General features: G+C 42.4%; 21 protein-coding genes and 1 riboswitch. Of the genes, 19 read left to right on the forward strand and 2 right to left on the reverse strand.

Annotated elements, in window-relative coordinates; all coding sequences use genetic code 11:
- Window positions 1–17 precede the first annotated feature (17 nt).
- Window positions 18–121: riboswitch (SAM riboswitch) on the forward strand.
- A gap of 110 nt (window positions 122–231) precedes the next feature.
- The 9 genes from CN378_RS04035 to CN378_RS22845 all read left to right on the forward strand — a co-directional run bounded on the left by CN378_RS04035 (window position 232) and on the right by CN378_RS22845 (window position 8,159).
- A complete protein-coding gene (locus CN378_RS04035; protein ID WP_098350652.1) occupies window positions 232–1,446 on the forward strand; it encodes a 2,3-diketo-5-methylthiopentyl-1-phosphate enolase in 1,215 nt (404 codons plus the stop codon).
- A complete protein-coding gene (locus tag CN378_RS04040) occupies window positions 1,446–2,108 on the forward strand; it encodes a 2-hydroxy-3-keto-5-methylthiopentenyl-1-phosphate phosphatase (RefSeq protein ID WP_098350653.1) in 663 nt (220 codons plus the stop codon). Before CN378_RS04035 ends, CN378_RS04040 begins: the two co-directional genes overlap by 1 nt.
- Window positions 2,105–2,752, forward strand: a complete 648-nt coding sequence (locus tag CN378_RS04045) for a methylthioribulose 1-phosphate dehydratase (protein WP_098350654.1) — start codon at window positions 2,105–2,107, stop codon at window positions 2,750–2,752. The genes CN378_RS04040 and CN378_RS04045 overlap by 4 nt, the downstream gene beginning before the upstream one ends.
- On the forward strand, window positions 2,749–3,261 hold the full coding sequence (locus tag CN378_RS04050) for a 1,2-dihydroxy-3-keto-5-methylthiopentene dioxygenase (protein WP_098350655.1): 513 nt from the start codon (window positions 2,749–2,751) through the stop codon (window positions 3,259–3,261). Before CN378_RS04045 ends, CN378_RS04050 begins: the two co-directional genes overlap by 4 nt.
- Window positions 3,262–3,476: 215 nt before the next feature.
- Entirely contained in the window at window positions 3,477–3,722 is a 246-nt protein-coding gene (locus CN378_RS04055) for an aspartyl-phosphate phosphatase Spo0E family protein (protein ID WP_098350656.1), read from the forward strand.
- 231 nt (window positions 3,723–3,953) lie between these two features.
- The gene (locus CN378_RS04060; RefSeq protein ID WP_483295050.1) at window positions 3,954–4,412 is read left to right on the forward strand and encodes a MarR family winged helix-turn-helix transcriptional regulator; all 459 of its coding nucleotides are present in this window, start codon (window positions 3,954–3,956) and stop codon (window positions 4,410–4,412) included.
- Window positions 4,413–5,092: 680 nt separating this feature from the next.
- The gene (locus CN378_RS04065) at window positions 5,093–6,787 is read left to right on the forward strand and encodes a M3 family oligoendopeptidase (RefSeq protein WP_098350658.1); all 1,695 of its coding nucleotides are present in this window, start codon (window positions 5,093–5,095) and stop codon (window positions 6,785–6,787) included.
- A 146-nt stretch (window positions 6,788–6,933) separates the two neighbouring features.
- A complete protein-coding gene (locus CN378_RS04070; RefSeq protein ID WP_098350659.1) occupies window positions 6,934–7,965 on the forward strand; it encodes a YkvI family membrane protein in 1,032 nt (343 codons plus the stop codon).
- Between the two features lie 74 nt (window positions 7,966–8,039).
- Complete coding sequence (locus tag CN378_RS22845; RefSeq protein WP_219169248.1) at window positions 8,040–8,159, forward strand: DUF6254 family protein; 120 nt, start codon at window positions 8,040–8,042, stop codon at window positions 8,157–8,159.
- A 29-nt stretch (window positions 8,160–8,188) separates the two neighbouring features.
- On the opposite strand, the gene CN378_RS04075 is transcribed toward CN378_RS22845, so the two are convergent.
- Window positions 8,189–9,574 carry a DUF2254 domain-containing protein gene (locus tag CN378_RS04075; RefSeq protein WP_098350660.1) on the reverse strand — a complete coding sequence of 462 codons (1,386 nt, stop codon included), beginning with the start codon at window positions 9,572–9,574 and terminating at the stop codon, window positions 8,189–8,191.
- 134 nt (window positions 9,575–9,708) lie between these two features.
- Window positions 9,709–9,888: a YkvS family protein gene (locus CN378_RS04080; protein WP_098350661.1), complete on the reverse strand. Its 180-nt coding sequence runs from the start codon at window positions 9,886–9,888 to the stop codon at window positions 9,709–9,711.
- A 165-nt stretch (window positions 9,889–10,053) separates the two neighbouring features.
- On the opposite strand from CN378_RS04080, the gene CN378_RS04085 reads away from it, so the two are divergent.
- The 10 genes from CN378_RS04085 to CN378_RS04130 all read left to right on the forward strand — a co-directional run bounded on the left by CN378_RS04085 (window position 10,054) and on the right by CN378_RS04130 (window position 17,788).
- Entirely contained in the window at window positions 10,054–10,248 is a 195-nt protein-coding gene (locus CN378_RS04085; protein ID WP_098350662.1) for a hypothetical protein, read from the forward strand.
- Window positions 10,249–10,450: 202 nt separating this feature from the next.
- Window positions 10,451–11,041, forward strand: a complete 591-nt coding sequence (locus CN378_RS04090; protein ID WP_306471838.1) for a cell wall hydrolase — start codon at window positions 10,451–10,453, stop codon at window positions 11,039–11,041.
- A 106-nt stretch (window positions 11,042–11,147) separates the two neighbouring features.
- A complete protein-coding gene (locus CN378_RS04095; protein WP_257140989.1) occupies window positions 11,148–11,327 on the forward strand; it encodes an aspartyl-phosphate phosphatase Spo0E family protein in 180 nt (59 codons plus the stop codon).
- Between the two features lie 143 nt (window positions 11,328–11,470).
- A complete protein-coding gene (locus CN378_RS04100; RefSeq protein WP_098350664.1) occupies window positions 11,471–12,217 on the forward strand; it encodes an SDR family NAD(P)-dependent oxidoreductase in 747 nt (248 codons plus the stop codon).
- 357 nt (window positions 12,218–12,574) lie between these two features.
- On the forward strand, window positions 12,575–13,513 hold the full coding sequence (locus tag CN378_RS04105) for an AAA family ATPase (protein ID WP_098350665.1): 939 nt from the start codon (window positions 12,575–12,577) through the stop codon (window positions 13,511–13,513).
- Window positions 13,513–14,706, forward strand: a complete 1,194-nt coding sequence (locus CN378_RS04110; protein ID WP_098350666.1) for a DUF58 domain-containing protein — start codon at window positions 13,513–13,515, stop codon at window positions 14,704–14,706. Before CN378_RS04105 ends, CN378_RS04110 begins: the two co-directional genes overlap by 1 nt.
- Window positions 14,676–15,932: a hypothetical protein gene (locus tag CN378_RS04115; RefSeq protein WP_098350667.1), complete on the forward strand. Its 1,257-nt coding sequence runs from the start codon at window positions 14,676–14,678 to the stop codon at window positions 15,930–15,932. Before CN378_RS04110 ends, CN378_RS04115 begins: the two co-directional genes overlap by 31 nt.
- Before the next feature lie 96 nt (window positions 15,933–16,028).
- On the forward strand, window positions 16,029–16,643 hold the full coding sequence (locus tag CN378_RS04120; RefSeq protein ID WP_098350668.1) for an ABC transporter ATP-binding protein: 615 nt from the start codon (window positions 16,029–16,031) through the stop codon (window positions 16,641–16,643).
- Window positions 16,644–16,656: 13 nt separating this feature from the next.
- Window positions 16,657–17,439, forward strand: a complete 783-nt coding sequence (locus tag CN378_RS04125; protein ID WP_257140992.1) for an ABC transporter permease — start codon at window positions 16,657–16,659, stop codon at window positions 17,437–17,439.
- A gap of 85 nt (window positions 17,440–17,524) precedes the next feature.
- The gene (locus CN378_RS04130; RefSeq protein ID WP_098350669.1) at window positions 17,525–17,788 is read left to right on the forward strand and encodes a hypothetical protein; all 264 of its coding nucleotides are present in this window, start codon (window positions 17,525–17,527) and stop codon (window positions 17,786–17,788) included.
- Window positions 17,789–17,979: the final 191 nt, after the last annotated feature.

Below are 17,979 nucleotides of genomic sequence, written 5' to 3' on the forward strand. Positions count from 1 at the left end.
GAATTAAAAATAATGAATTCTTATCAAGAGCAGGCGGAGGGACCAGCCCGATGAAGCCCGGCAACCGACTTATTTTAAGCACGGTGCTAATTCTTGCAGCTATATGGCTGACAGATAAGAAAGAGTGACGAAATCAAACCTCTTCTTATCTGGAAGAGGTTTTTTTGTTTGCTTGGGCTAATTGAATCAACTTGCGGCTAAGAGATTTTTTTCACAAGGAGGAATCTGACAATGAGTGAAGTGATAGCAACCTACCGACTAAAGGGAAAGAGTGGTTCGTTTGAGAAGAAGGCTGAGGGAATGGCCTTGGGACTCACAGTCGGGTCATGGACGGACTTGCCCCTATTAGAGCAGGAACAGTTGAAAAAGTACAAGGGAAGAGTCGTCGCCGTGAAGGAATGGGAAGACAAAGACGGGCATAGGGGCGAGGTGCAGATCGGGTATCCCGATCATAATTTTTCCAATGATATCCCGGCAATTCTTACAACCGTATTCGGGAAGCTTTCTCTCGATGGACAGGTGAAATTGGTAGATTTAGAGTTTTCGAAAGACTTAAAAAAGTATTATCCGGGTCCGCGATACGGAATCGAGGGGATCAGGGAGCTGACGGGGGTGCATGGAAGACCGCTGTTAATGAGCATCTTCAAAGGAGTGATCGGAAGGGATCTCACTTACCTGGAGAATCAGCTGCGAGCCCAGGCCGAGGGTGGAGTAGATGTAGTAAAAGACGATGAAATTTTATTTGATAGTGCACGGACACCCTTTTCCGAGAGGATCAGCTTAGGGAAAAAAGTGCTGAATGGAGTGTTTGAGGAAACGGGTAAGAGAACGCTTTATGCCGTAAATCTGACAGGCAGAACCTCACAATTGCGTGACAAAGCGAGAAGAGCAAGGGAGCTTGGAGCAGATGCTCTTTTATTCAATGTCTTCTCCTATGGTATCGATGTTCTTCAGGAATTGAGAGAGGATCCTGAGATTTCATTGCCGATCATGGCTCATCCTGCCTTTGCCGGGGCCAGTGCAGCATCTCCTGCATATGGTGTGAGCTATGCTTTATGGCTTGGGAAATTATTGCGGATGGCGGGAGCTGATTTCTCATTATTTCCTTCCCCATACGGTAGTGTCGCACTGGAAAAGAGCAGCGTTCTATCCATAAGCAGAGAGTTAACAAAGGATGATGATCATCTGAAGAGAACACTGCCAGTACCATCAGCAGGCATCCATCCCGCCCTTGTTCCGATACTGGTGAAAGATTTCGGTATCGACTGTGTCATCAATGCAGGGGGAGGCATCCACGGTCACCCTGACGGTGCAAGTGGAGGAGGTAGAGCATTCGTTCAAGCCATCGATGCCGTTTTACAAGGAACATCCCTGAGTGAGGCAGCCGGGAACCATGATGAACTTCAGAAAGCGCTGTCCCTGTGGGGAGAGGGGGTAAGGGTATAGTGGCTCACCCAATCATTTTCTGTGATTTTGATGGAACGATTACAGAAACGGATAATATCATCTCATTGATGAAAGCCTTTGCCCCTCCGGAATGGGAACAGGTTAAAGATGGCATCTTAGATCAGTCGATTTCCATTAAGGAAGGGGTAAGCAAGCTGTTTTCACTCATTCCTTCATCACAAAAAGATGAAATGATCCAGTATCTGTCAAATACAGCGGTCATACGTGAAGGGTTTAAGGAATTTGTGGACTATACAAAAGAACAGGGGATTCCCTTGTATATCGTGAGCGGGGGAATGGACTTCTTTGTTCAGCCTTTACTAAAGGAATATGGACCTTTTAACGGCATTTACTGTAATGAAGCAAGCTTTAACGATTCGACCGTCACGATCCATTGGCCACATCCATGTGATGATCACTGTGAAAATAACGGGTGTGGATGCTGTAAGCCCTCCATCCTGCGAACATTATCCCTAACAGAAGACAGTGAAGTGATTGTAATAGGGGACTCAGTTACAGATATTGAGATGGCAAAGCTTGGGGATACGGTGCTGGCAAGAGACTATCTTGCCAGGACGTGCGAAGAACAGGGGATCTCCTATCATCCCTTTGAAACTTTTTATGATTGTATAAACCTCATTGGAAAAGGAGTGACGACATGAATTCCTATCAAGCCGAATGGGAAGAGCTTGCTGATATCAAACGAGAATTAGCGGAGAGGGACTGGTTTATGGGGACGAGTGGAAACCTGGCGATCCGGGTGGATTCTTCCCCTGCTGCTTTCCTGGTCACGGCAAGTGGAAAGGATAAGCGCAAGCAAACAAAGGAAGATTTCCTCCTCGTCAATGACCAGGGTGAGGCCATCGGAGAAACCCATTTGAGGCCATCAGCTGAAACGCTTCTTCACAGTCATATATTCAAAGGGAGTTCAGCAGGGTGCAGCCTGCATGTCCATACGGTTGCCAATAATGTGATCAGTGAATTGTACGGGGATACGGGTGTCATCACATTTAAAAACCAGGAATTGATAAAAGCATGGGGTAAATGGGAAGAACATGATTCCCTATCCATCCCAATCATCCATAATCATGCACATATCCCAACCTTGGCAGATGCCTTTCACCCTTTCATTAAAGAGGACAAAGGGGCAGTTCTCATACGTAATCATGGGATCACTGTTTGGGGACGCACGGGATTTGAAGCCAAGAAACTTTTGGAAGCTTGTGAGTTTTTGTTCCAATATCAACTTACTCTTTTATCTTTGACCAATACGAAATCCATTCTTAAAGGAGGAGTCATAGTATGACAACGATTAAGATTCAGGGGAAAAATCAATTTATTGAAAATCAGGAAGAGGTAGTAAACTATTTAAATGAACAAGGAGTCATCTATGAACATTGGAATATCGAAAAGCTGAACGAAGGATTGAGGGACCGATATACTTTAACCGAAGAGGATAAAGCGGAAATCCTGTCAACCTTTAAAGAGGAGATAGAAGATATTTCAGAGAGGAGGGGTTATCAAGCATGGGATGTGATCTCCCTTTCCGACAGTACACCAAATCTTGAGGAACTATTAAAGAATTTCCAACAGGAGCATCATCACACCGATGATGAAGTCCGCTTTATCGTCAATGGACATGGAGTGTTCGTCATTCAAGGAAGTGACGGGGATTTCTTTGAGGTCCACCTGAACCCGGGTGACCTCATCTCAGTACCCGAAAATATCCGTCATTATTTCACCTTAAGCGATGATAAAAAGGTAGTCGCAGTACGCATTTTCGTCACCCAGGAAGGCTGGGTTCCAATCTATTAACCATCTGTCAGGATAGACAAAAGTAAAACTTTTGTCTATCCTTTTATTTTTGAGATGGGGGGATTTTGGCGAAAAATGTCTAATGCAGCAATAATACTAGTTATTTTGTCTTGTTTTGCGAATCTATTTACTTTTCTGATAATATTTGCAATAATGCTCAAGTAACGATTTTACTTAATAAAGACTTAGGAGCTTAAAAAAGGAGTTTAGTAGAAATGGGTCGTCTATTAAAACAAAAATGGCTATTATTGAAAATCAGTCACAAGCGCTCGGAAATGATATCACTGGGAGAAAAGTTGGGGTTGTGTGCCCAGGAAACAATCAAATGCAGCCAGCAATTGGATCAGCTTTTGAACGACTATGAAAAGTGCACGAATCATGATGTATCACCCCCTTTGCAAGAATCATCAAGCGAATTCGGGCAATACATTAAGAGCTTATTGAAACGAACTGCTTCCTGACCACTCACCAAGAATCCCTCATCATCCAGGCATAAGAGAGAAAGAATCTCCGTTCAATTCCACATTCACTTCTATACAAACAATCTAATTTGTCGTTACTTCAAAAGCAAAGGACGGTTCGTAAATAGCGAATCGTCCTTTGCTTTTAACCGTGGAGCAGTCTCTTTAGGTTGACAATGAAAGGATTTATTTGTATAATATTTTGAAACTGAGATATATATTTTTAAAGGAATGAGTCCGATGACTGAAAAACAAGATACAAAACAATCATTAAAGCTGTTCATTGTCCTGTCCAGAGCTTTTAAAGCCTTAAACGAAGAGATAAATAAAAACATTCAGGAAAACGGTTTAAACCCCACTGAATTTGCCGTTATGGAGCTTCTTTATCATAAGGGGGATCAGCCTCTCCAACAAATTGGAGGAAAGATCCTGTTAGCTTCGGGCAGCATTACCTACGTAGTGGATAAGTTGGAAAAGAAGGGATATCTTAAACGTGTTGCCTGTCCAAAGGACCGTCGCGTGACATACGCCCAGATCACGGAAGATGGCAGAGGGTTAATCGATGATATATTCCCGAACCATGAGAAACGGATACACGAATTAATGTCTGCATTATCTCCCGCTGAAAAAGATGAAACGATTCTAATGCTGAAAAAGCTTGGACTATCCATTAAAGATCTGTCCTATTAGGCTCTGCCCTTTTGCCCTGTCTGTAATAGATGGGGCTTTTATTTTTTGGCTCTTTTCGTAAAGATTGTTGTTTTGAACAATTTGTCTGTCTGGGCTCTGTCAACTGGTGTGTGCTGGATGGTGAGGGGAACTGCTTCGCTTGCAGCAAGCGTACGGCCGAGCCTCCTCAGCTTCGCTTCCGGGGTCTCTGCACGCCCGTTTTTCCGCAGGAGTCTACGCAGTTCCTCACACCATCAATAATAGATTATCGTGACAGAGCTGAGTAGTGATAATAACCTATCGATAGAACAGGAAATCTACTATAGAAGCAAATATCGATCGCTCAACACTTCAAAAAAAGCTGCGGTTAAAACGTGCAGGTATCAATATTTATCTATTTTCAAAAACTCACGCTTAGCACGTTGATTGGAGCGGAAGGTGCTCGACTCCTGCGGGAACAGCGGGAAAGTTGAGACCCCACAGGGCAAAGCCCGAGGAGGCTCAACTCACGCCCCGCGGAAAGCGAGCACCTGGAGCGGAAATCAACCAGCACTTTCCACTTGAAGCAACAAAGTTTACGAAAACAGCCTATTTTTTATAAAAGTCATTTATTATAAATTCGATACTTTTCATAAACAGGAGATTTAGAATAAGAAGTCGAATAACTATAATCGGGATGAATTTAAGAGGAGGCACAATTTATGAAGTTTGAGGAATTTACATATGAAAGACCCAATCTGGAAGAGATCAAGCCTGTTTTTGAGAAGGCCCTCCAGAAATTTAAAGCTGCTTCGGATGTCTCTATACAGGTGGAAGCCATCAAGGAAATCAATGACATTCGCCTTAACATCGATACGATGCAGAATATTTGCTATATCAGGCATTCCATCGACACAAATGATGCCTTTTATAAACAAGAACAGGAGTACATCGATGATATGATACCCGAGGTTTCCGGCATGGTGACAGAATACTATAAGGAACTGGTGAATTCCCGGTACCGTGAGGAATTAGAAGCTAAGTGGGGAAAACAGTTGTTTTCTCTTGCGGAGAGTGAGATCAAGACTTTTTCACCTGAAATCATCACTCTGCTTCAAAAAGAAAATAAGTTGTCATCTCAATATACCAAACTTATGGCTTCCGCGAAGATACCGTTTGAAGGCGAAGATCGGACATTGGCCCAAATGGGTCCATTTACTCAATCCGTTGATCGCGGGACAAGGAAAGACGCGGCACTTGCCACCGTGTCCTTTTTTGAAGAAAATCAAGAAGAATTAGATCGTTTATTCGATGAGTTAGTCAAGATCCGTCACCAGATTGCAACTACATTAGGGTATAAAAACTTTGTTGAATTAGGCTACTATCGTATGACGAGAACGGATTATACACCGGATATGGTAAAGGTATTCCGCGATCAGGTGAAAGAGCATATCGTCCCTCTTGCAACAGAGCTGAAGGAAAGGCAAGGGAAGCGGATTGGAATCGACTCCATGAAGTTTTATGATGAAGGATTCAAGTTCACATCAGGAAACGCAGCCCCAAAGGGAGATCCTCAGTGGATCATCGATAATGGCAAGAAAATGTATGAAGAGTTATCACCTGAAACAAAGGAATTCTTTGATTTCATGATTGAACGGAATCTCATGGATTTAGAAGCAAAGAAAGGAAAAGCTGGAGGAGGGTATTGCACATATATTGCAGGGTATGAAACGCCTTATATCTTCTCGAATTTTAATGGGACGTCCGGGGATATCGATGTATTGACCCATGAAGCGGGCCATGCATTCCAGGTTTATTCAAGCAGGGGATTTGATATCCCGGAATACATCTGGCCAACATACGAAGCGTGCGAGATTCATTCCATGAGTATGGAATTCTTCACTTGGCCCTGGATGAATTACTTCTTTAAAGAGGATACGGATAAATATCAATTCTCTCATTTGAGTGAAGCCCTGCAATTCCTTCCATATGGAGTGGCCGTAGATGAGTTCCAGCATTTTGTGTATGAGAATCCGGAGGCGACACCTGCTGAACGTAACGCAGCATGGAGGGAGATCGAGAAAGAGTACCTGCCCCATAAGGATTATGATCATGTTTCATATTTAGAAAATGGAGGGTTTTGGCAGCGTCAATCCCACATTTATAATTCACCATTTTACTATATTGATTATACACTGGCTCAGATCTGTGCATTTCAGTTCTGGAAGAAGATGAACGTTGATCGTGAAGAGGCATGGGATGATTATGTTGCCCTTTGTAAACTGGGTGGAAGCCGTTCGTTCACATCTCTTGTGGAAGCGGCGCACTTAGACTCACCATTCCGGGAGGGGACAGTCGAGAAAGTAATTGAACCAATTAGACAATGGTTAAATGGAATTGATGATACATCCCTATAAGAGAAGCCAGGCAGCCGCATGCATTGTGGCTGCTTGTTTTTTTTGCCCTGATATCCGAGGACGGAATCTCAAAGAATAATCTTCTTTTGCTTCTGATTTCCCCTGCTTGTACATAAGGTGAAGTAGAAGGTGTCAGAGGTGATGGAATGAAAAGAATGAGTGGGTCGTTTCAAATAGCTGCGGTTTATGTAGGAACTGTCATAGGAGCGGGATTTGCCACGGGGAGGGAAATTGTAGAGTTTTTCACCCGGTTTGGTTTTGTCGGGTTTATAGCCATTTTATTGAGTGGATATTTATTTATCACTATGGGAACCAAGATCATGCTCAAGTCCCATGATATTAAAGCGAAGTCTTTTGAAGAATTCAACGAATATTTATTTGGGAAATGGCTTGCGAGAATCATGAATATTGTGATGATGATCATGCTGATCGGGGTTTCGGCGGTCATGCTTTCAGGGGCAGGGGCGGTATTCGAGGAGCAGCTCCTATTATCCAGGCAGTTGGGCATATTGTTAACCATCGCTTTAGGTTTCTTTACGATGATGGTAGGGATCAAAGGTTTATTTGCTGTGAATACATTTGTCGTTCCCCTTATGATTATTTTTAATTTGTTCCTGATGGTTTATTCTGTTCGCCATGCTGAATTCTTAGATGCCTTTCTGATGATCCCCCATGCTGAAGATGGATGGAAATCGGTCGTGGCCCCATTTTCATACGTAGCCTTCAATCTCGCCATGGCACAGGCTGTTCTCGTACCAGTTGCCGGTGAAGTGAAAGATAGGGAAATCATTAAATATGGGGGATATCTTGGTGGGTTTTTTCTTACTCTTATTTTGATTTCCAGCCATATTACCCTGGTCATGATCCCAAATGTAACCCATTACCAGATTCCCATGGCTGTAGTGATGAAGTCATTTGTTTCCGGCTTCTACTTGGTGTATATCCTGATTATTTATGGGGAGATTTTCACTTCTGTCATTGGAGGCGTGTTCGGCCTCGAGAAGCAGTTAAGCAATTATTGGAAGGGCTCTTCAGTATTGACTTTTACCGGGATATTCCTGATGATTTATTCTTTAAGCTTTTTCGAATACAGCGAACTCTTATCTTATCTGTACCCTTTATTTGGTTACATGAGTTTGGTATTTATCATTCTTCTGTGGATGAAACCGAATAAATAATCCTGATAGAAGAGTAAAAATAGTGTCGGATGCCCATGTTAATAGGGACTAAATAATCAAAAGGAGTGGCAAATATGACACAATCCAAACACGAAAAAGAAAGACAGTGGAATGTAAGGAAAGAAGAGCAGCATCCCCATGGCAAAGTATCTTCATTCAAGGAACTGTCAGAAGGAAAAAAAGAAAAACAATAAAATAAAAACGGATGCCATGGCATCCGTTTTTATTTGGAATCATCGTGATGATAAGAATCTTGGGTTTTGTATTGTTCAGGAAAGTATTTATTCCGCACTTCATCCTTATCCCAATCCTTCTTCCCGCAAGCTGCAGCCAGTTCGTCGAGATGCCTCATGATGTACTGCATATCAAGATTCTGGAGGCTGTCATAGTCGATCCCTTCCAGAATATAATCCTTAAATGTCCACACCAGCCCCTTCGTTTCACCGCTATTATTTTCACTGATCATTCTCAGTGAACGCAGGATTTCCGCAATGATGGATATATCCTGTTTCCCGTAATGCCTTAATTGATAAAAGCTTTTGTATAAATAGTCGACAAAGGTAGGCTGTTCCAAAATGACACGCACATTGTTCTCATCATCTGTCAGATAAGAGCTCGGTAGTTTGTGTTTAGCAAGCTTTGAAAGGATGATCCCGATTTCTTCTATACAGTTCTTGGCTGTGTTGGGATCATTGATGGCAGGGGAAATGGCTCTCAGGGCTATTTCCACAAGCTTCCGGATCCCGAGTTCAATGTCTTCCATCGGCTCTTTATCAGGACCCACTACAAGGTACCCCAGGAAATCTTCTCCGTCAACGTCCTCATTTGTGGTCCACACCGTCATGACAGGCGTTCCCTCAAGTAAATATTCCCCCGGTGTTTTCACCATGCGAATGACGCACTTGTCCTTCACGGCTTTCTTGATCATCCCTTCTATATCAATCTGTTGCATGTACCCCGATTCTTCACTGTACACATTAATGGGTTCGGTTTCATCAAAGAAGGACTCATTGAATGTCGATGGTTCTTCTTGTATGGCATTTTTTCTGTATAAGTAGCTATGATCGATCTTATTATTCGTTTTAATGGTGATGTTATGGATTAAATTGCTTACCTTCACCCAATTGGACACATGGTGAACGAAATAAACGAATACAAATAAACAGATGATCGCCACTATGCCTGCAAACGCGGAGGAGATATATAATTCCTGACCGGATTCATCCTGGAGAAGGACCAGTAAGGTGATGCAATAGACCACACCGGACACAAAGATGGCAAGGACCCGTTGAGTCGGCCGATCGTTGATGAAGTTCTGTAAGGTCCTGGGTGAATATTGGGACAGAAACGTAGTAAGGACCACCATGATGGTTGAAAAGGTAATGGTCGTCATGGTCATGATGGATGATGCGATCGTGCTGATGATCGTCATGGATAAATTGAAATTTGAGAACAGTACCTTAGGGAATATTGGATAGTCATGCTGACTTAACCACCAATCGAAATAAAAGGTGGCGAGGGAAAGCAGTAAAGAGATAAGCGAGAACAGAAATGGAACAAACCAGAAGCTTTTTTTCGCTTTGTTCAGTATATGTATATTCAGATTCATGACAGGGCTCCACCTTACGAAACAGTATGCTATAAGAATAACCTCAAAGCCGTTACCGTAAACCTTTCTATTTAGTTACACATGAAAAAAGGAGGAGGGAGGTCCTCCACCTTGTTAGAAATGTTAGATGATATTTATGCTTCGACGATTTTATAATTTTTGTGGTTGACCACCGTCTTTTCTTCCAATTCAAGATCACGGTAATTCTTCATATAAGTTAAATCGACAATAACCGAATTTTCATTCACTTTTTCAACGATCCCTTTTAAACCTTGCTTAAATTCAATCACATTTCCGATTTCTGCTTTTTTCATCTAAGGTCGCTCCTTTTTGGCAAAATTCTACAAACAATTACTAATATTTTGACGTAAAGTCATGAAAAGGTAAAGAGTTTTCTAAAAATTCCATTTGAAAATTATCACTTGAGCTTATGATCACTTTGAAACTACAATAGAAGAAGTGAGGATGGAGGTTTAGTTATGAGTGAATCAGAGATTCTTGAACAGCTTCAATTATTGCGTACAAAAGAAGTAGAGGAAATAAGGGTGTTGAAAGAAGACTTTCTTGCCTTTCGATCCGTACTGGTGAAACAGGATGATTTTAAACAGTTCCGTGGAATAGCCCAGCAGGGTGGGAATGTCCTCTTTCGATATCTTGATACACCGAGAAGCTGACAGTGGGGGAGAAAATCCTCCACTTTTTTAAACCTTTGTTCCGAGGGGATCATGGATCACGGCCGCCTCGCTAATATTCATTATATGAAGTGGCCCCTTCATTTAGTATTGAAGGGTGAACGGCCGGTGGTAAGCATTACCTGCTGAAATTCTGCTCATTCATTGTTATCTTATGGGGGAGCACTATTTAGGAGGTAGAAATATGATTAAGAAAAGCTTGATGATAGGAATTGCAGCACTTTCTTTTGTTACATTCTCTACTCAAACATTTGCTGCAGGGGCAGTACACACTGTAGAAAAGGGTGAGTCCCTATGGGATATCGGTAAGGAGAAATCTGTATCCGTCATTCAACTAAAGAAAAAAAACGATCTGAAATCCAATGAAATCTACCCGGGTCAAACAATAAAGATCCCTGAAAATAATATAACGCCTGAAGATCGGGAGCTACTTGCGAAGCTTGTACATGCAGAAGCCAAAGGTGAACCATATGCAGGTAAAGTCGCTGTCGCAACGGTTGTATTAAACAGAGTGGATTCCGCCGAATTCCCTGATACTATCAAGGATGTAGTCTATCAGGTTTCAAATGGCTATTATGCTTTTTCACCAGTGCAAAATGGAGAAATCAATCAGGAACCCTCACAGGAAGCAAAGGATGCTGTTCAAGAAGCGCTTGCTTTCAGGGGGCAGGGAAAAGGCTCTCTCTTTTTCTATAATCCTGTCACATCTACAAGCGACTGGATCACAAGCAGAGATACCCTACTGACGATTGGAAAACACCGCTTTGCAAAATAATGGATCAGCATCAGATTAGTCACAATAAATGAGCGCTCGTACACTTTTTCCTTTTCTCTATGCGGGTTTAATAGTAAAATAGAGAAAAGAAAAAGAGGTGATGTTGATGAATGGGACCATAGTGGCTCAAATAGAAGTGGTACGGTGGAAGATGATAGAGTCCGGCATTCGCTTTGGGCTTAGCAGTCCGACCACCATTCAATTGAGTAAAGAACTGGATGCCTTGATCAATATTCATCAGCGTAATGATTCAAAAAAAACAACTCACAGTAAAATCATTCAATAAATAAGAAGGGTTAACCTCTGGAATCTTCTCTCTTATAAAGAGAGAATTTCAAGAAGGTTAACCCTTCTCTACATATAAAGAAGATTGAGTATTGATTGAAAAGGGTACCCTTCTATAGAAGCAATTGATAGCGATCAAGGGAGATGAAAAGATTGAAGAATTCTATTGTGTGTATTACAGGTGGAGCGAATGGAATAGGGAAAACCCTCGTGGAGGAATTTGCCAAACATGGCGCAACTGTTGAATTTATGGATATGGATGGGAAGAAAGGAAGAGAGCACTCCCAAAGGCTCAATGCAGAAGGATATACGACCAGGTTCCATGAAGTGAATGTGGGTGTACCACAGGAGGTAAAAGACGTTTTCAATAGAATAAAGGAAGATCATGGAGTGTTGGATGTGCTGATTAATAACGCAGGTGTATCCAGATTCATGTCCTTCTGGGAAATGGAGCCCGATGATTGGAACGACATTCTATCATCGAACTTAAGCAGTGTATTTTATTGCAGCCGGGAAGCGGCCGAGTTAATGAAAGATCGGGGAGGCTGCATCATTAACATGGCTTCCACCAGGGCTTCCATGTCTGAACCTGATACAGAAGCCTACTCTGCTACAAAAGGGGGAATTGTCAGCCTGACGCATTCACTGGCCATCACCCTGAGTGAAGCTGGGATCCGGGTCAACTCCATCAGTCCGGGGTGGATTCAAACGGAAGATTATGACTCATTGAGAGACATCGACCATCGTCAGCATCCTTCGGGCAGGGTAGGGAAGCCGGAAGACATTGCGAGAGCATGTTTATTCCTTTCTCACCCTGACAATGATTTCATAACGGGGGAAAATCTCGTTGTTGATGGCGGGATGACACGGAAGATGATCTATGAGCATTAATGGGTGCTGTCCCGGGGTTCACGTTACCGGAATCTATCCCTTTCGTAATACGAGAATATTGATGAATCCGATGATTAGAACAAATAGCAAGCTGATGAACATGTCTGCTTCATCCTCCCATCCTCTTTTTTTCTAGGATATGGGAGGGTTGTGGAAAGAGTTCAGGATTTTTGATAAGGATTTGTAAAGATCTATTTTTATGGCAGGAAAAGGGGTCGATCACACACCGTGCTGGTGAGAGTGATCGGCTTTTTTATATAAAAAGGGATAATTTAACAACATGATATGGTAGAATAAGTGTGAAGTATTGTTTGAAAATTAAAATTATATAGTTAACGTGAATGAGGGGGAAAAAGGATGAATCGATTGGATTCAATAAAGAGAGAAATGAATAAAGTATTAGTGGGGAAGGACAAAGAAATCGACCTCTTGCTGATCGCGTTGCTTCAGGAAGGACATGTCCTATTGGAGAGTGTGCCGGGTACAGGTAAGACTTTGCTCGCGAAAACGTTCAGTCATTGTATTGACGGTGGATTCAAAAGGATCCAATTCACTCCTGACGTGTTACCGAGTGATGTGACAGGCATACAATTTTTCAATCCGAAAACACAGGAATTCGAGTTAAGGACAGGCCCCGTTGTCACGAATGTGTTACTGGCCGATGAAATTAACCGGGCCACTCCGAGAACGCAGGCAAGCTTACTGGAAGTGATGGAAGAAAAGCAAATCACCATCGACGGGGAAACCGTCCCATTAGAGCCGCCATTTATAGTCGTTGCCACTCAGAATCCCATTGAATCCCAACAAGGGACATTTCCACTGCCTGCCGCACAGCTGGACCGTTTTTTGTTGAAGATTCCGTTTACGTATCCTACTTTTGATGAAGAGAGAGGAATATTAAACCGCTTTAAATCAACGGAGCCTTTGAATACAGTCAATAAAGTATTAAGCTTGGATGAATTACAATCTTTGTCCCGTCTTGTCAAAGAAGTACATATCTCGGAGGATATTGAAACCTATATCCTTCAAATTACGAGGGGTACAAGAGAACATGAATGGGTTGAGGTGGGTGCAAGTCCACGAGCCAGCCTGGCGCTTCTCAAGGCTTCCCAGGCACAGGCATTTATAGAAGGCAGGGATTTTGTGAGACCACAGGATATCGTGTCGGTTGCCCCTTATGTGTTGCAACATCGAATTCAATTGACGATTGAGTCGTCCTTAACAAGGACATCTGAAGAAGTCATCGAGCAAATAGTGAACACGGCTATGACTCCTGTTGAAGCGAGGCAAGCTTAGTGAATTGGAAGAGAGATATAATCGAAGATCCCTATATATCCTTGACGCTTGTCGTCCTTGTCATAGTCGGAGCAGCAAGTTTTTATGTGCAATCCTATGTCGGATTAGGTATTTTCTTATTGATGATCCTTTATTTCAGGGTGCATCAATGGTATCTGTCGAAGGTTGGAGAAGGCATCAGCGTTGGGAAGACGATGAGGAGATTAAGGCTGCATTGTGATGAGGAACAAAAGTGGGAATTTCAAATCCATAATAAAGGAATGTCCATTTTTGGTGCGACTTTAAAAATCACGTTTAAAGATATAGTCATTCCCACCATGCACACCTATACGACAGGCGTGGAGGACAGCATAGAGGTGTCTATTCCATTTTCCATCCGAAAAAATGATGAAGGAACCATCTCTATACCCGTTATAGGAAAAAGGAGGGGGTTATGCAGGATTACCAAGATGCAGATAGAAATCCCTCATTTATTTGGAAGCGGAAAAGTTCTTTTGGATTTAGTGGATAATGTCCCGTCTACCATTATTGTATTTCCTGATACTTCCCCTGTTAAAATGGAAGAACAAAAGCTCACATGGAAGCAGGGGGATGTCCCCATTCAACATTCATTATTTCATGATGTTTTCCACCAGATCGGGACCAGGGATTACGTTCAAGGGGACCGGTTCCAGGATGTTCATTGGAAGGCGACTGCCCGGACCGGGAGCCTTCAAACAAAAATTTATGCGCCTGCAACCCAAAAAGAGTGGATGATAGCGATCAACGTTTCCGATCGCTATGCCATTACAAATCAATTGGAAGAGATCATTATGTATGCTTCTTATATGATGAAACTTGCAGTAGAACAAAATATCACTTTCTCCCTTGTCTTAAACGTGAGGTCGCAGGGGTTGACCCCTTATTATTACCTGCCGCCGGGAACGGGAAGGGTGCCCAGGCAAAAGGGAATGGAGCTGCTTTCTACGCTATCCACGGATGAATTTACGATCCCATTCCATATTGTCCTTAAGCATTTATCCCTTCGCAGATTAGTTCCTTCTGTTTTTATTACAGCAGGTATAATGGGAAAACAAGAAGAAGCGTTATTGTCAAATATAGAGAAGCAGAACATACAAGTCTATAAGTTGAGATTAGAACAAAAACAAGGAGTCGTCACATTATGGAATTCTTCGCTGAAAGTTCCTTCCTGACCAAACATAAACAAATGCTCCTGGTGAAGTGGGGGCTATTAATCGGTATTGATATTTTATTCGCCTTATTGACCATGACATTCTTATTTTCAAAAGGTGTAATGTTAAACAGCTATGTCCCTTCTCTTTTTATGACATTTATCATCGTGATGGCGTTTCTGACATTAAGCGTGTTAAAACAATCGTTATATAAACTACTAATAGCACCACTCATCATTTCACTTGGCTTAAGTATCTACTTCTTTTCAAGCGCCTGGTGGGCGATATTGGCAGTTTTGGTTTTTTTACATTGGAGGATCACGGCCCATACCCAGAATGATGATTCATCCATTGAAGTGAGCAGTGGGTCCACTCTGATATTTTTAGTTATTGCGTCGGGTTCGTTATTGAGCGGGTCATTAAGGGATTTGGGTAATACGTATATCATCTATGGCCTGTTATTTGTTTTACTCTCTATCATCATCACGTTCACCCCGATGCAAAGAATGCTCAGTGAAGTGGGTAACGGTTCCAAAAAAGTACTCTTGAAACCTATTGGCCTGTGGTTATTGGTAACTTTGGCATGCGGTTTACTGGCAGTCATCAGCTCATTTGTAAGCAAGGGGATCTATTGGGGAGCAGAAAAGATATTCTGGGTGTTCTCGTTCTTGGTAGATCCGATTTATAATCTGCTAATCAAGATACAAGAATTTATCAGTGGCTGGGATGACCCTCAAAAGGGGGAAGGGAATGATGTTCAAAAGCAGGATTTTGGTGAATCTCAAACGTACGAGTTTAGTCAGGGGTTATCATTTTCATGGGTCAATGAAGTTCTATTGGGTTTGTTTGTTATAGCAGTCATCATTTACTTGGTAAGGAAACGAAAGTCTTCCCTGCAGTTAACAGTTGATGAAGGGAGTTCTCCTGCATTCAGTACTCAAAAAATCATGGATACTAACGATGATGAAGAAAAGGATGAATACTCCTATTCACAAGCACGGGACGCAATCCGGCTAGCGATGGAGAGTCTCGAGGAGGAAGCCTACAGGTATGAAGCCGGCAGACTCCCGAATGAGAATGTTCAGATATGGTTCAACAGAATCGGACTAGGTGGGTCTGAAGCATTTTTCTCTCTTTATGAACGTGTTAGATACGGGCAATTCGTTCCAAGTCAGGAAGAAGTCAGTGACTTCACCAGGCAAATAGAAGTCCATATGGGTGAATTGAAAGATCGGAAAGAAAAATAGAAGAAGCCAATGCTTACAGGCGCCGCTTACCTGTCTAGCATTGGCTTCTTTAATTTTTGTTGTGTAGGGTATGATATATGAAAGGAGGGGACGTCTATGTTATTTGAATTACGGGATGTGCACTTTAAAGATATTTTACATATTAAGGGGATGGACATATCTGAGCACAAGACGACCTGCCTGGTCGGGGAAAGTGGTGCCGGTAAATCCACGCTGTTGAAATTATTGAATAAAATGAATATACCAGACAGCGGACAGGTCTATTATAAGGAAAATCCCTTAGTGGGTACCGACCCTGTGAAACATAGGAGAGAGGCGGTCATGATTTCACAGGCACCTCTCCTGTTCGGTGAAACGGTGGAAGAGAATCTTCAGAAAGGGCTGATTTTTTCAGAAAAGCCCCTGGCAGGTCGCGAGGAGCTCATGAAGGTCCTGACCATTGTCAAGCTGGATAAGCCTTTGGATGCTTCTGCAGAACAGCTGTCTGGAGGAGAGAGACAGCGTTTGTCCCTCGGCAGGGTGCTATTGATGAAGCCTGCTGTCTATTTATTGGACGAGCCTACTTCGGCTTTGGATGAAGAAACTGAGATCGAAGTGATGAAAAGTTTTATTGAGTGTGCAAAAGGACACGGGGGGACCATCATCATGGTGACCCATTCTACAAATGTGGCAGAGCAATATGGTGAAGAAATCATTACCATTTCCAAATAAGGGGGGAATGAAGGTGGATAAAGGAATCATCGACATAGAATTATGGAGGTTTATTGCAGCATATGTTTTTGTCCTTCTCTTGTTATTCATCGTGAAATGGAGGGGGATATCCAGGGAAAAGCAGATCATCCTCGCTTCCTTCCGGATGACCGTTCAACTAATCCTCGCAGGTTACATCCTTACATATATCTTTGATCATCCGAGCCCATGGCTTACCTTGAGTATCATATTGATAATGGAGGCATTTGCGATCAGGAATATATTCAAGCAGGTTAAGTATGACATGGATCCTAAACTGAAAGGGATCGCGTCCTTATCTTTATTCATAGGGACACTGATCAGTTTGTTCTATTTCAATATGGTTGTCATCCATTTCTCCCCGTGGTTTGATCCAAGATATTTCATTCCGATCGCGGGGATGATCGTTGGGAACTCCATGACGGGTATCACACTGGGAATTAACACACTATTGGGTGGATTAAAAGATCAACGAGATAAAGTGGAGGGGGCCTTGATGCTGGGGGCAACCCCGAAAGCAGCATCCAAGACCTATGTGGATAATGCGTTTGATTCTGCCATCCTGCCTACCCTTAATAATATGCTGGGTATGGGCATCATTTTTTTACCCGGGATGATGACAGGGCAAATTCTTTCGGGAATCAGTCCTTTGGTGGCCATTGAATACCAGATTGCGATCCTGTTAGGGATAGTCGGGAGTGTTGCGTTGACGGTGGTCCTGTTTATTTTATTAGGATATAAGCAATTATTTACAAAAGATGCCCAATTGAATATCTAATCCCGTTTATATAGAGCTTCCCCGTTCTAATCTAGTTTCTAAGGCATATGATAGAGAAAGAATGATAGGAAGGGGAGAGTTCTATATGAAGTACGAAACAGAGCAGGCCCTGCGTGTGAAAAGCCTGGTCATGGATGTAATGGAAGAGTTAATGAAGGATGAAGGGGAAAGAAGCGCCCAGGAATTGAAGCAGCTCTCAGAATTATTTTCCAGATGTATCTGTGATTTGGTGAATGTGTATACAAACACCTCGGAAGATCATGAGATGACGTTAAAAGGAACCGTGATCAAAGCCAAAATCGGCTATAATCTAATGAAACCCTCATCAAAAATGGTAGGAAAAGAATAGTATGTCAAGGAAGAAACTGACTCATACTAAAGATTCCATCCCTTTATTGGATTGGTGTCTGCTATGGTCGGTTTTTTGTTTGTCACTGACAAAAAATCAGCAAATTTTACATAAATAGGTTCATAACAGTGGCAAATTAATGAAATACTAAAAAAATCAAGCTTTACAATTGTGTATCTCTTCATTGCATG

The organism is Bacillus sp. AFS015802 (genome assembly GCF_002561455.1).
In the GTDB taxonomy this organism is placed as follows: domain Bacteria; phylum Bacillota; class Bacilli; order Bacillales; family Bacillaceae_B; genus Rossellomorea.

Excerpts from the sequence above, each read along its gene's own strand:
- CN378_RS04035 (WP_098350652.1), top strand. The coding sequence starts at position 232 with ATGAGTGAAGTGATAGCAACCTACCGACTAAAGGGAAAGAGTGGTTCG.
- CN378_RS04045 (WP_098350654.1), top strand. The coding sequence starts at position 2,105 with ATGAATTCCTATCAAGCCGAATGGGAAGAGCTTGCTGATATCAAACGA.
- CN378_RS04050 (WP_098350655.1), top strand. The coding sequence starts at position 2,749 with ATGACAACGATTAAGATTCAGGGGAAAAATCAATTTATTGAAAATCAG.
- CN378_RS04055 (WP_098350656.1), top strand. The coding sequence starts at position 3,477 with ATGGGTCGTCTATTAAAACAAAAATGGCTATTATTGAAAATCAGTCAC.
- CN378_RS04060 (WP_483295050.1), top strand. The coding sequence starts at position 3,954 with ATGAGTCCGATGACTGAAAAACAAGATACAAAACAATCATTAAAGCTG.
- CN378_RS04065 (WP_098350658.1), top strand. The coding sequence starts at position 5,093 with ATGAAGTTTGAGGAATTTACATATGAAAGACCCAATCTGGAAGAGATC.
- CN378_RS04070 (WP_098350659.1), top strand. The coding sequence starts at position 6,934 with ATGAAAAGAATGAGTGGGTCGTTTCAAATAGCTGCGGTTTATGTAGGA.
- CN378_RS22845 (WP_219169248.1), top strand. The coding sequence starts at position 8,040 with ATGACACAATCCAAACACGAAAAAGAAAGACAGTGGAATGTAAGGAAA.
- CN378_RS04075 (WP_098350660.1), bottom strand. The coding sequence starts at position 9,574 with ATGAATCTGAATATACATATACTGAACAAAGCGAAAAAAAGCTTCTGG.
- CN378_RS04080 (WP_098350661.1), bottom strand. The coding sequence starts at position 9,888 with ATGAAAAAAGCAGAAATCGGAAATGTGATTGAATTTAAGCAAGGTTTA.
- CN378_RS04085 (WP_098350662.1), top strand. The coding sequence starts at position 10,054 with ATGAGTGAATCAGAGATTCTTGAACAGCTTCAATTATTGCGTACAAAA.
- CN378_RS04090 (WP_306471838.1), top strand. The coding sequence starts at position 10,451 with ATGATTAAGAAAAGCTTGATGATAGGAATTGCAGCACTTTCTTTTGTT.
- CN378_RS04095 (WP_257140989.1), top strand. The coding sequence starts at position 11,148 with ATGAATGGGACCATAGTGGCTCAAATAGAAGTGGTACGGTGGAAGATG.
- CN378_RS04100 (WP_098350664.1), top strand. The coding sequence starts at position 11,471 with ATGAAAAGATTGAAGAATTCTATTGTGTGTATTACAGGTGGAGCGAAT.
- CN378_RS04105 (WP_098350665.1), top strand. The coding sequence starts at position 12,575 with ATGAATCGATTGGATTCAATAAAGAGAGAAATGAATAAAGTATTAGTG.
- CN378_RS04115 (WP_098350667.1), top strand. The coding sequence starts at position 14,676 with ATGGAATTCTTCGCTGAAAGTTCCTTCCTGACCAAACATAAACAAATG.
- CN378_RS04120 (WP_098350668.1), top strand. The coding sequence starts at position 16,029 with ATGTTATTTGAATTACGGGATGTGCACTTTAAAGATATTTTACATATT.
- CN378_RS04130 (WP_098350669.1), top strand. The coding sequence starts at position 17,525 with ATGAAGTACGAAACAGAGCAGGCCCTGCGTGTGAAAAGCCTGGTCATG.